We start from the raw sequence: 12,176 nt of genomic DNA on the forward strand, positions 1-12,176 counted from the left end.
TGTATCTTTATTCGATACTTATTTTACTTAATGGAAGGTGTTAGCAAAAAAGCCATAATATTTCTTTTATCAGTAACAATAATTCCTTTCATGCTGGGTCTTATAGGATTAATGATTTATTCCGGATATTGCGAATTAACGGATAAAAGAACTGGTAAGGAACAAATTATTGATTATCATAAGCCTGATGATTATAGATTTAAAATTGATACCATATTTAATGATAGTAGAAATCACAACGCATATACTCTAAGTAGTAAGAAAAGAAGAATCAAAGTATCTCCATTGCGCGAAGATGAGTGGGAAAAGTATGTAGAAGTTGGTGACTCTATTCTGAAGATAAAGGGTGATACCAAAATTTATGTTTACCGAAAAGATACACTATACAAAATACTTGATTATAATGATATGAATCCCAATAGATGGCAATAGTTTATAAAGATATTCTGTTTTATTTCTTTATAAACCAGAATAATAGCCTTTTAATTTCCAGATTATTCTATAACAGATAATTTCAGCTGTAAAAACTTACAGCAATGTTCCTTATATTTAATTAAGCCTTTCACAAAGAGAACTTTTCAAACGACTTTATGCACTTTGTGGTTTGTAGCTTAACTTTAAAACTTAAACAGAAAATAAAACAGTCAATATGAAAATATTAGCATTTGCAGGAAGCACCTCTTCCACTTCTATCAACCGGGAACTTGTGAAATTTGTTTTAAAGGACTTTCAAAGTCATGAAATCAACCTGATCGATCTTAATGATTATTCTATGCCCGTATTCTCAGTAGATCTTGAGAAAAAAGGCTTTCCAGATCAGGCACATGGTTTTTTAAAACAAATTGAGGAATGCGATGTCATTATTTGTTCTCTTGCCGAGCATAACAGATCTTATAGTGCCGCGTTTAAAAATGTCTTCGACTGGTCATCAAGAATAAACGTGAAGGTCTTTCAAAATAAGCCCATGTTACTAATGAGTACTTCGCCCGGAGGCTATGGTGGCGGAAATGTGATGAACACTGCAAAAACCTTCTTTCCACAGTTTGGCGCTGTTGTCATGGAGAACTTCTCGCTGCCAAAATTCTATGAAAATTTTGATTTGGAAAATGGAGTAATTAATACTGAGATGTTAGAAGAATTAAATAATAAAATTAAAAGTTTTAAATCCCAGATTTCAGCATAATATAATTTAAGCACTATTACCGGATTATTTTGCACCGGATTTCTTATCCTATATCAAGGAAAACCAAAGCTAAACACGCGATATTTGTATTAGAAATTCCCAAAACAACACACATTATGGAAATAGGAATAGACAGCTTTATAGCAACCGGAGCATATCAAGATGCGCTAAATCCTCAGCAAAATATAGAAGCTATAGAGGCTTTGCTTAGTAAAATTGAACACGCTGATAAAATGGGACTACATGTCTTTGGGCTTGGAGAACATCACCGAAAAGAGTTTTTAGACGAGGCTCCGGCTGTTATTCTTGCTGCCGCCGCCGCTCGTACTAAAAACATTAAGCTTACTAGTGCAGTAACAGTGTTAAGTGCTGCAGATCCTGTAAGAGTTTTTCAGGAATATGCTACCCTTGACCTGATATCAAAAGGCCGGGCAGAGATTGTTGCCGGGAGAGGCTCTTTTATCGATGCATATCCCTTATTCGGACTTAATCTTCAGGATTATGATCAGCTTTTTGAAGAAAAAATAGAGTTACTGCTCGCTATTCGGGATAAAGAGACAATATCATGGAAAGGTAAGTTTCGTGCACCTTTACATGAGCAGTCTATATATCCACGTCCATATCAGGAATCTCTTCCTGTGTGGATAGGAGTTGGTGGAACACCAGAATCGTTTATACGGGCAGGAAAACTTGGACTTCCATTAATGGTCGCTGTTATTGGGGGTGAAACTCATAATTTCAGACCTTTGATTGATTTATATTACGAGGCAGGAGAAAAAGCAGGACATTCCCGTGAAAAATTAGAAGTAGGATTACACTCTCTGGGATATGTCGCTGAAGATACAGCTCAGGCAAAAGATGAATACTTTCCGGGATACCAGGAGATGATGGGCAAAATAGGGAAAGAGCGAGGATGGCCTACACCTACCCGATCGCAATTCGAGGCACAAGCCGGATTAACCGGAGCTTATGTTGTAGGAAGTCCCGAAGAAGTTGCAGCAAAGATACTTCGTCACAGCAAAGCTTTGGGTGGGATCTCAAGATTTACATTTCAGATGGATAATCCGGGGCTTACCCAAGAGCAGGTTTATAAATCTATAGAACTAATCGGTAAAAAGGTAATTCCGTTGATTAACGAAGCATAAAAATTTAAGCTCCTCATAACTGAGGAGCTTTTTTAGCTTTATAATAAAATATTTACTTATTTACTTCCTGTAATAATTCATCAAGGTTTTCCATACACATGGTAAAGCCCTCTTTAAAGCCCATTTCCAACATGGTCTCTACATCTTTATAGCTATCATGCTTAAGGATTATATGCACAGTTGTAAGATGATCATCCATGGAAAAATTAATACTCCAGTTAGAACGTGGTTTTTCGGTATTTTCATTTCCGTTTTCATCACAAAAAGCATCAAGCCATACAATAAGCTTTTTGAATTCTATCTTTTCATAATCGGCTTTACACCAAAGCTTTTCATTTTCAGGGCTTACCATTGCATATAACCATATCCCTCCTTCAGTAAAATCTAAAGTCTTTGTCTCGACTCTGTAAGGTTTCGGAGCCCACCACCTGTCAAGAAATTCCGCTTTTATCCAGGCTTGCCACACCTGCTCTGAATTTGCATTAAATTCACGTTTGATTACAATAGTATTATTTTCCTTGTCTATAGAAAAATCAAAAAAAAGATCACTTTTCATTTTTAATATTTTTGATGGTTGTGTATTCAAAGTTACCAAATAATTCAATGCCTGATTCCTAATCAAAGGTTCAATTACAAAACTTTAAATCAACCAATTACGATTACACAAAACTTATACAAGATGAGATATCAGGGAATTTAAACTGCATAGAAAGTTGTCCTTTTTGGACAAGTCTGGCAATATTTACTGATCTAATTTTGCCCTGTCAAAAAAGATTAATTATGCAAATAAGAAAATTAGCACTTTTAGTACTGCCTATTATTATACTATCCTGCAGCCGGGATGAAAAGACAGACAAGCCATCAGAAACTTCAGATCCTTCCGCAGTTGTTTATAAGATGCCAGAAGAATCAGCTCCACATGAAGGAACCTGGCTGCAGTGGCCACACGAATATCAATATGGGACTACTTACCGCGATCGTTTGGATCCCATCTGGATAGCAATGACCAAAGAGCTGATACAAAGCGAAAAGGTTCATATTGTGGCTTATGACAATACCGAAAAGGAACGTATAACCACCTTATTAAATGATGCCGGAATACCATTAAGTAATATTGATTTTAAAATTTATCAGACAGATGATTTCTGGGTTAGAGATAACGGACCTATTTATGTAAAAGATAACAATGGCAAATTATTTATTCAGGATTGGGGGTTTAACGGCTGGGGTAAAAAGGCTCAGTATAGCAGTTGTGATGCTGTTCCTTCCAAAATCGCAGCAGACACTAATGTTCCAAAAATTGACCTCAACTCAGTAATGAGAAATGAAGGCGGAAGTATTGAAATTGATGGAAACGGAGTATTAATGGCTTGCAAAAGTTCTATTCTTAACAGCAACAGAAATCCGGGAATGACTCAAAAAGAAGCCGAGACAATATTTACTAAGAATCTTGGTGTTACAAAATTTATATGGCTGGAAGGAAAAGCAGGTCTCGATATCACTGACATGCATATTGATGGATTTGCCAGATTTGCCAACTCATCTACGATTATTACAATGAACTCTAGCGATCTTGCTTACTGGCAGGTTCCTGATAATGACATTAATAATCTGTACAATGCCACAGGAAAAAATGATACTGCTTATCGGTTTGTAAAAGTTCCTTTAACTAAAAATGAAGTAACAACTACCTATGGAAAGAAAGTTGGACGTGCATCCTATATCAATTATTATATCGCCAACAACCGGGTATTGGTTCCTAATTATAATGACCCTAATGATACGGTTGCAAACAACATCATCCAACAACTGTACCCGGATAAAAAGGTTGTCGGAATCGATTGCCGGAATCTCTTTGCCAATGGTGGTATGGTACACTGTGTTACACAACAGCAACCCCGATAAGATTATGTTATAAAAATAAAAAACTACCTCTATAGGTAGTTTTTGTCGTATATAAAACTTATAAAAGTTGTTCTAAGTATCGGAGAACATCATCTTTCTTTCTTGTTGATACAGGAATTTTAACCCCTGTTTTCAATTGTAAATAGCCTTCTTTAAAGTAGCGGGTAACGTAATTCATATTAACAAGATAAGACTGGTGGCATCTAATGAAATTAGCGGTAGAAAGCAAAGCTTCATACTCTTTAAGAACTTTAGAAACCAAAACTCCGGGCTCGTTATTCAGAAAAAATGTAGTATAGCCCTTGTCCCCTTCACAGTATACAATATCATCACAACGTATAATCTGAAGATAATCCCGGTTTTTCAGAACAAGCTTTTCAACCTCTTTTGGCTTTTCAATATAGCTGTTGGCCAACTGAAACTGGGACTGCTGAACTAAATAAGCTTCATTTTTCATAATTACCTTTTGTATTGCCGTTTTTAGCTCATCACCGTCTATAGGTTTCAACAGATAACCAATAGCGCCTAAATTAAGTGCCTGGATTGAATAGTGGCTAAAGGCAGTGATAAAGATTACTTTATATTTTTCGATATCAAGTGTATCGAATAGCCGGAAGCTTATGGTATCTTTTAACTGGATATCTGCCAAAATTAAATGAGGTTCCAGCTTTGGAATTTCTTCCAATGCCTTCTTAACCTGATCTGCATATCCAACAACTACAATTTCAGGAATCTCTTTAAGGATATTTAAAATATAATTACGAATATTCTCCTCATCTTCAAGAACGTATACTCTCATTAGTCTTCTGTTAAAATTGGAATATTAATCTCTACTCTAAAACCATTATCCGAAGCTTCAGTCTTAACAAAAGAATTGGTTCCCGGGAAGAGAACATTCAGTCTTTGTCTTGTAATTGATGTAGACAATGACTGTTTATTTACATCTGTATGTTGTGCTGTTCCTCTGCCATTATCCTGAATAATGATTTCCATAAAGTCCGTCTTATTTTCAAATATAATATTAATTTTTCCGGTATAATCTATATTACCAAATCCATGTATAATAGAATTCTCAACAAAAGGCTGCAGCAGCATTGGTGGAACTAATTGGAAATATGGACGGACATTGTCATTTATTGTTATATTGTATTCTAAACTGGTTTTAAATCTCATTTGCTGCAGTTGCATATAATCTTCCAGAAGCCTGACCTCATCTTCAACAGAAATAAAATCTTCTTTTTCATATTCCAGGATATTACGCATCAGTCGGGCAAATTTGGTGAGATAGCTAATTGACTTAGTCGTCTCCTTCTCACTAATTAATCCCTGAAGGTTACTAACGGTATTGAATATAAAATGTGGACTTATTTTTAGCTGGAAAGTCTTCTGCTCTAGTTTCAGTTTGTCGTTTTCAACTAAAAGCCTCTCTGCCTTAGATTGAAGATTTTTTCTTTTAAGAAAGTTATAGAGTACAAATCCCCCCAGTAAGAATGTAGCTCCCACAATAAACATCAGCCATTTCTGCTGTAGTATAATTCTGTTATTAAGCTTATTCTTAGTCTTTAAACTGCTAATTGTTAAATCTTTGTTTTCAGATTTAAATTTTTGTTCAATCTCATAAACCTTGTCTTTTTGAATATCATTAATGTTCTTGAGCTTAAGTTTATAAAAAGTATCAATATTTTTTAAGGAATTCTTATAATCTCCTTTCCCTTTATAGGCATCAGATAAAACAGCATAAAATTCTGCCATTCCACTTGAATCCTTATGTTTCACGGACCATTTTATACCCTCATCGCTATACTTTATGGCGTTATCAAATTCCCTATTTTCCTTATAATTTATGGCAAGATTAATAAAGGCCACAGGATTTAATCTATTGGTAGATTCCAAATACTGGAAAGATTTTTTAGAATAATAGACACCACTATCCGGCATTTTTTTAAGTCCGTAAATAATAGCCTTATAATCCATGGTTCTAGAAAGCTCATATTCATTTTTTTCCTGTTGGGCAATATGCTCAGCCTTTTTCTGATTAATCTCCATCTCCTTTATATTGGAGCTTTCCATGGCATATAAAAATAAAACCTCATAGTACTTAATCTTTTCGGAGTCTGTATTTTTCTCTGGGTTATTGTCAAAAGAAAGCTTAAAATACTCTGTTGACTTCACAATATTCTTATTGATATAGAATGCCTGGGCCATTAAGTCATAATACTTAAAAAGAAGAGGACTTTTTCTCTTTTCTTCACTACTAATCTTTCTAAAAATGGCTTCCGTAATCTTAGGACCTATAGCGTCTGACTTAAAACCTTCTTTAAAAGTATAGAGTTCTATAAGATCCCTTACATCTACTGATCTTCCTACAGTGTCTATTTTACTTAAATAATAATCTGAGCTGTCTTTTTTACTCAGAGCATATTTCATATAATCGCGGTACAAAGCTTTGTCCTTTACACTAAGGCCATTAGTTATACTATCGAGTTTTATAAATATTTTTTCTTTACCCGGACGCGGAACTATATCTGTTTTTATCGCAAAACTTATAAAATTCTTATCTGTATTTTGTTTATCTGCAATGTTTTGTTCTTTGGTTCTTTTGTCACAGCTGGTAGTCAACAACAGAGAGAAAATGAAAATTATATATAGAAGTCTGGATTTTAAGCAATTTGGCATTTCTTGATTTTGGTTATACCAAGATAAGTAAGTCTTATGATAATTTAAATACTAATTATACTGAAAAAGTGATTTTATATACATATTCTTTTTCATAGCTCTTATGTAAAAAAGAAAGGGAGGCTATTAGGCCTCCCTTTACTTTTCTAGTTAAAATTAAGGATTTGGTGAATAGGAATATAACTAGATGAGGAATATATATTTCACATTTCTTTTACATTTCAAATTTGGATAATTATTCTCTTTCACAATTATGGGAATTAATATTTGAAATGATTCTGTCAATATTTGTTACCTCTTTAGAAATATTCGTACTAGCCAGTTATAAAACTTAGGCCGGAGAAAGTCTTCTGGACTTCAGGTGTAATATCGTTTTGTTCAGATAGGGAAAAAGAAGGATTAACAGGAGCGTAGCAAAAAGGAGCCAGCTCATCATTTCATAATAATCCATACTAAATCTTAAAAGACTCTGTTCCTCTACTTTCTTCAACAATAATTTATCAGAGGCTCTTATTATCTGATCTTTATTCACGCCTTTAGCACTTAGTTTTCCAGCTTGTTTACTCAAAATACTTTTTACTGCAGGATTCAGTACAGTCAAATGATCCTGAAAAGCATTATAATGTCTGCTTTTCCCAAGAAGCTGAAAGAAGTTAATAATCCCGATGCTTGCGCAAAACCCCAGATAGCGTATGGTAAGCGCTGTAGCGGCGGCGGAATGGCCTATAAAAAAAGGAACAGCAGAGATAATATATATAATCGTAGGTACCATTAGTATCCCTACTCCCAATCCCTGAAGCGCCAAAGGAATAAAATAATTAAAGGGATTAGCCTCAATATCAAATGAAAAATACATCACTACATGAAAAACAAGGAGCAATGAAAAGCCTAAAAACCAAATATAACGTATTCCGACTTTCCTTATAACCATACAACAGGCTAAAATAACACCTGCAACAATACCCAAAAGGTTAAAGATATTGATATATGACAGATAGAAAGGGTCAAAATGCAAGGCTGAAGTAAAATAAGTATTGGTAATTCCCGAAGCAAATCTGCAGATATAGAGAATAAAGAGAAATAAAAGACCTATAATGAAGTTTCTGTACCTGAAAACTCTAAGATCAATATAGGGACGCTTCATCGCCCTAAAGCGGATAAGCATTAATATTGAAAGTATAAAAATCCCTATAACACTAAGAAAAATTCTCTGATCTTCCAGCCAGTAGTACTCCTGCCCAAAAATCATAATATAACCAAAGAGTACAAGACATCCGCTGAGCAACATAAAGCTCTGAATATCCAGCTTATAAAGAGGAAATCTTTTACCACTACGGTAATGATTCATGGCAAATGCCAGAAAAATAAGACAGGGTACATAGGAGAATATAGCTCCTTTATAAATAATATTAAAGTTATAAGCGTCGATAATCCCTGCTGTTAAAAGATTATTGACTGGTACAGCACAAATTAAAAGTCCGAAAAAAATCGAAAAGCTTACTTCCCTTCCCCGTTCACTACTCAGCCTTGAAAAGAATAAGGTAAGGGACAGATTTACATTGCAGGCAAACAGAACCCCTTGAATAAACCGGACAGGAAAAAGGATATAAATATCGTGGGTAAGATAACAAATAAGGGAATTGAATATTTGCAGACTTACAAACAGTAAGAGGTATTCTCTGGCTGCTAAAAAACTAAAAAACCTTCTTTCAAGACTGTAAAATCCCACATAACCTGCATAAAACAAAATCACGGAAAACTGGATATCTCCTGTTTCACATCCATAATATCCACGAGCTGCTTCAATATTGGTTAGAGGCAGAAAGAAAATTGCAATCCCCGGAAGTGTCATCAGAAATAGAAAAAACTTCACAAACCAATCTGGTGCCCAATTCTTAAAAAAAGGAATTTTCCTTCTAACCATTACTGTGCTTTTTTGGAGCATATACATTCACATTCATTCCCACTTTTAATATCTCTGTTTCGGATCTCTGTCCATCGATTCTTATTCTTACAGGAATACGCTGAACAATCTTTACATAGTTACCCGTAGAATTATCTGGCGGTAACAAAGAAAAGCTGGAACCGGTAGCCGGAGAAAGTGATATAATTGTACCCTTAAATTCTTTATCCGGATAGGAATCTGCAATGATTCTCACCTTATCACCAATATGCATTCCGCTAATCTGAGTTTCTTTGTAGTTAGCCACCACCCATTTATCGGTCTGATCATTAACAATAAAAGCCAGAGGCTCCCCCACATCTATCATCTGCCCTATCTCTACACTACGTTTGCCCATTCTTCCGTTATAAGGAGCTGTAACAACAGTATAGCTGGTTTCCAGTTTATGTCTTCCAAGTAATGCTTCCAACCTTACGATTTCAGCCTTTACAACCTCCTTTTCAGCTCTTACATCTTCTATTTTCGAGACCGATGCAGCATAAGCATCCTGTGAAGACTTATAGTCACTTTTGTTCACTTCCAGTGTTGCTTCAACATCTTCAAGCTTCTGTCTTGTGGTAGATTCCTCATCATAAAGCTTTTTATACCGGGTATAATCCAGTTCCTGTTTTTTTACTTTGGCACTGTTTGCCATAATCTGCTCTCTTGAAGCCGAGGATTCTTTACTCATTGTATGAACAGTACTTTCAAGAACTTTTAACTGTGCCTGCGCTTTAATAAGCTGAGCCCTGGTCTGCTCCTGCTGCAAAATATATTCTCTGTTGTCTATAATTAAAAGTGTATCACCTTTTTTTACATTCTGATTTTCTTCAAATTTTACAGCTACAATAAAACCTCCTGCTCTTGCAATTACAGGATTTACATATTCCTGAACCTGTGCATCATTGGTTTGCTCATATTTATAATAATCAAAGAGGCTTATTCCTCCCCAAACTGCTAATATTAGTACAACAAATATTGTAATCCACCCTGTTATCTTTGTAATAAGCTTATCTGTGGCTGTATATTTCTTTTTCATGGTATTATAAAGTTCCTGTAACGTTTTGTAATAAGTAATATTTGTTTTGAGCTATAATTTTTGAACTTTCGAGTTCAAACCGGGTTTGAAGAAGCTGAATATTGGCATCTAAAAGGTCTGTAATAAGAGAAGTCTGACTGAAGTAAGTGTTTTTAATAATCCGTGCATTTTCCTTTGCCTGAGAAACATTAATTTCTGCAAGCTTCACCTGCTCCAAAGCTTCAGTATATCGTAAATAAGCTTCTTTTACATCCTGTCGGATTTTGTCTTCAGTATTTTTATGTGCAATTTCTTCCTTTTCTAATTCCAGTTTTGCAGCCTGAGTTTTCTGCGTATTGTGATAGAGAGAAGAGATAGAAAATGAAGCCTTTAAACCAACAATCCCCAATGAATACCAGTTGGGATTATAGGGATACAGGAAAATCTGTGGATTTGCAAAATAGAATTCTCCATATAATCCTACCTGTGGTCTTACATTGGCCTTAACTTCCTTTAAATTAAGCTTGCTAAGTTCTGTCTGCTGTTCGGATATATGATAGTCAAACGAATATTGGAATGCCTGTTCCAGATACTGATCATAAGTAATATTTTTCTCATCTCCAATCTCAGTATCTTCAGGAACTACAACTGTTTCATCTGGAACTCCTATGATAATATTAAGCTTCTGTGTGGCAATTAATATATCATTCTCAATAGTTATTAGGGTCATCTCTCTTTTAGATAAATCGAGTTCTGTCCGGAGAACATCACTTTTCAAAATCACACCATTTTTATAAAGAGACTGTATTTCTTTCAACTGCAGCTTCTGATCCTGGATATCCTCTTTTATAAGCTTTCGGAACATCAAACTCTTCTGAAGATCGAGATACAGTGAAGCTGCTTTGTAATGAATGTCGGAAACGCTCTCGTCTTTTTGGATTTCTTTGATCTTCTGAAGAATTTCTTCCTGTTTTATCTTAATATTAAGCTTATTACCATTATAAATATTAAAATAAAAATCGGCCCCGGCTCTGTAAAGTGTATGGATGACCTCATGCTGTGTCGGTTTCGAGAACAGGCCATTTTCATATACCGGAATATTAGATGCCTTCTCTACAGAACCTTTTACACGCAGTTCAGGAAGACGTTCCAGTTTAGCATCTTTTACTCTAGCAGCCGAAATATCAGTTTCCATATTACTCATCTGAATAGGACGGCTATTTTCTTCTGCCTTTTGCCATGTTTGCTTTAAGGAAAGGTAAAGTGTGTCATTTTTAAGAACCTGAGTCTTGGCTAATGCCGGAAATAGTGTCCCCAGCATAAAGGCCAGGGTAGAAAAAATTTTCATCGAGAATTTATGAATTATCAGACTGCAAAGCTATTTTCTATCGGAATATTATTTTTATCCAAAATAGTCAATTTTTACCTGATTCCGGCCAATATAATTGTACCTTTGAATTCTTAAACTTATAAGCAAAATCATGGGGTTAATTGCAGCATTACCAGATATTGACAAGCACTCCAAAAGTGTTTTTGTGATGCATGAAAAGTCTGAAAAACTTATCCCTTTTCACAGACATACAAAGGGACAACTGAGCTATGTGGAAGGCGGAATCGCCTATATTACAACGGATAAGAAAACTTATGTTGTTCCAGCCCGGCATTTCTTCTGGATTCCACAAGGCATGGAGCATCTTTTACGCATAGGACATTCTGCTACGGTACTCCGTTCGCTTTATTTTTATGCTCATGATGACAACACGGATGCATTTTATACTAAACTTGGAATCTATCCTGCTTCAGAACTGCTCATTCAGATGATTAAATATACCGAGACATGGGATGAACAACATGTGAAAGCAAAAGACTACAATTTTGAGTTCCTGATTTCGCTAAAGAATATACTTCCCAAAGTCAGTCAATATGCTTTACCAATTGTTTTGCCTATGACGGATGATTATCAGATGAATAAAATTCTCCTGTATCTGGATCGTAATATTGGTGATAAGCATACCCTAGTCAGTATCAGCGATCGTTTCGGAATGAGTGAAAGATCTATATCAAGGCTCTTCAGATCTACTTTGGATATCTCTTTTCTGCAATATCTGAAAACGCTGAGAATGGTTAAAGCCATAGAACTTATTCTTAAATCCCATAAGTCTATTAATGAAATTGCTGACGAAGTCGGCTATAGCAGTATCAGTACCTTTAGTGATACTTTTCATGAATTCACCCAGTCAAGACCATCAGATCTAAGAAAAACAAAAGGCTCTGCCTAATTCCGAAAATTTAAAAATCAATAAAAAA

At 35.2% G+C, this 12,176-nt stretch carries 11 protein-coding genes; 5 read left to right on the forward strand and 6 right to left on the reverse strand.

Features of this window, described 5'->3' with window-relative positions:
• Positions 1-90 precede the first annotated feature (90 nt).
• The 3 genes from ATE49_RS18495 (at position 91) to ATE49_RS18505 (ending at position 2,328) form a co-directional block, all read left to right on the forward strand.
• Entirely contained in the window at positions 91-432 is a 342-nt protein-coding gene (locus tag ATE49_RS18495) for a hypothetical protein (RefSeq protein WP_143349678.1), read from the forward strand.
• 217 nt (positions 433-649) lie between these two features.
• Positions 650-1,183: an NADPH-dependent FMN reductase gene (locus ATE49_RS18500; protein WP_059155535.1), complete on the forward strand. Its 534-nt coding sequence runs from the start codon at positions 650-652 to the stop codon at positions 1,181-1,183.
• Between the two features lie 116 nt (positions 1,184-1,299).
• Entirely contained in the window at positions 1,300-2,328 is a 1,029-nt protein-coding gene (locus ATE49_RS18505; RefSeq protein WP_065083306.1) for an Atu2307/SP_0267 family LLM class monooxygenase, read from the forward strand.
• Between the two features lie 52 nt (positions 2,329-2,380).
• On the opposite strand, the gene ATE49_RS18510 is transcribed toward ATE49_RS18505, so the two are convergent.
• Positions 2,381-2,884, reverse strand: coding sequence for an SRPBCC family protein (locus ATE49_RS18510; protein ID WP_065083307.1), 504 nt, complete (start codon positions 2,882-2,884; stop codon positions 2,381-2,383).
• A 224-nt stretch (positions 2,885-3,108) separates the two neighbouring features.
• Here ATE49_RS18510 and ATE49_RS18515 point away from each other — a divergent pair, with 224 nt between their 5' ends.
• The gene (locus tag ATE49_RS18515; RefSeq protein ID WP_065083308.1) at positions 3,109-4,233 is read left to right on the forward strand and encodes an agmatine deiminase family protein; all 1,125 of its coding nucleotides are present in this window, start codon (positions 3,109-3,111) and stop codon (positions 4,231-4,233) included.
• A gap of 58 nt (positions 4,234-4,291) precedes the next feature.
• Here the strand turns inward: ATE49_RS18515 and ATE49_RS18520 are convergent, their stop codons facing one another.
• From ATE49_RS18520 to ATE49_RS18540, 5 genes are all read right to left on the reverse strand, one after another.
• Entirely contained in the window at positions 4,292-5,032 is a 741-nt protein-coding gene (locus ATE49_RS18520) for a LytR/AlgR family response regulator transcription factor (RefSeq protein WP_065083309.1), read from the reverse strand.
• Positions 5,032-6,909, reverse strand: coding sequence for a sensor histidine kinase (locus ATE49_RS18525; RefSeq protein WP_065083310.1), 1,878 nt, complete (start codon positions 6,907-6,909; stop codon positions 5,032-5,034). The genes ATE49_RS18520 and ATE49_RS18525 overlap by 1 nt, the downstream gene beginning before the upstream one ends.
• A 331-nt stretch (positions 6,910-7,240) precedes the next feature.
• Complete coding sequence (locus ATE49_RS18530) at positions 7,241-8,833, reverse strand: efflux MFS transporter permease (RefSeq protein WP_065083311.1); 1,593 nt, start codon at positions 8,831-8,833, stop codon at positions 7,241-7,243.
• Positions 8,826-9,890 carry an HlyD family secretion protein gene (locus tag ATE49_RS18535; protein WP_058878356.1) on the reverse strand — a complete coding sequence of 355 codons (1,065 nt, stop codon included), beginning with the start codon at positions 9,888-9,890 and terminating at the stop codon, positions 8,826-8,828. The genes ATE49_RS18530 and ATE49_RS18535 overlap by 8 nt, the downstream gene beginning before the upstream one ends.
• A 4-nt stretch (positions 9,891-9,894) precedes the next feature.
• Entirely contained in the window at positions 9,895-11,217 is a 1,323-nt protein-coding gene (locus ATE49_RS18540; protein ID WP_065083312.1) for a TolC family protein, read from the reverse strand.
• 133 nt (positions 11,218-11,350) lie between these two features.
• Here ATE49_RS18540 and ATE49_RS18545 point away from each other — a divergent pair, with 133 nt between their 5' ends.
• Entirely contained in the window at positions 11,351-12,148 is a 798-nt protein-coding gene (locus ATE49_RS18545; RefSeq protein ID WP_065083313.1) for an AraC family transcriptional regulator, read from the forward strand.
• Positions 12,149-12,176 lie beyond the last annotated feature (28 nt).

Source organism: Elizabethkingia miricola, from assembly GCF_001675285.1.
Taxonomy (GTDB): Bacteria; Bacteroidota; Bacteroidia; order Flavobacteriales; family Weeksellaceae; genus Elizabethkingia; species Elizabethkingia miricola.

Bases quoted from the DNA above. Each gene is read 5' to 3' on its own strand.
- ATE49_RS18495 (WP_143349678.1), top strand. From the start codon at position 91: ATGCTGGGTCTTATAGGATTAATGATTTATTCCGGATATTGCGAATTA.
- ATE49_RS18500 (WP_059155535.1), top strand. From the start codon at position 650: ATGAAAATATTAGCATTTGCAGGAAGCACCTCTTCCACTTCTATCAAC.
- ATE49_RS18505 (WP_065083306.1), top strand. From the start codon at position 1,300: ATGGAAATAGGAATAGACAGCTTTATAGCAACCGGAGCATATCAAGAT.
- ATE49_RS18510 (WP_065083307.1), bottom strand. From the start codon at position 2,884: ATGAAAAGTGATCTTTTTTTTGATTTTTCTATAGACAAGGAAAATAAT.
- ATE49_RS18515 (WP_065083308.1), top strand. From the start codon at position 3,109: ATGCAAATAAGAAAATTAGCACTTTTAGTACTGCCTATTATTATACTA.
- ATE49_RS18520 (WP_065083309.1), bottom strand. From the start codon at position 5,032: ATGAGAGTATACGTTCTTGAAGATGAGGAGAATATTCGTAATTATATT.
- ATE49_RS18525 (WP_065083310.1), bottom strand. From the start codon at position 6,909: ATGCCAAATTGCTTAAAATCCAGACTTCTATATATAATTTTCATTTTC.
- ATE49_RS18530 (WP_065083311.1), bottom strand. From the start codon at position 8,833: ATGGTTAGAAGGAAAATTCCTTTTTTTAAGAATTGGGCACCAGATTGG.
- ATE49_RS18535 (WP_058878356.1), bottom strand. From the start codon at position 9,890: ATGAAAAAGAAATATACAGCCACAGATAAGCTTATTACAAAGATAACA.
- ATE49_RS18540 (WP_065083312.1), bottom strand. From the start codon at position 11,217: ATGAAAATTTTTTCTACCCTGGCCTTTATGCTGGGGACACTATTTCCG.
- ATE49_RS18545 (WP_065083313.1), top strand. From the start codon at position 11,351: ATGGGGTTAATTGCAGCATTACCAGATATTGACAAGCACTCCAAAAGT.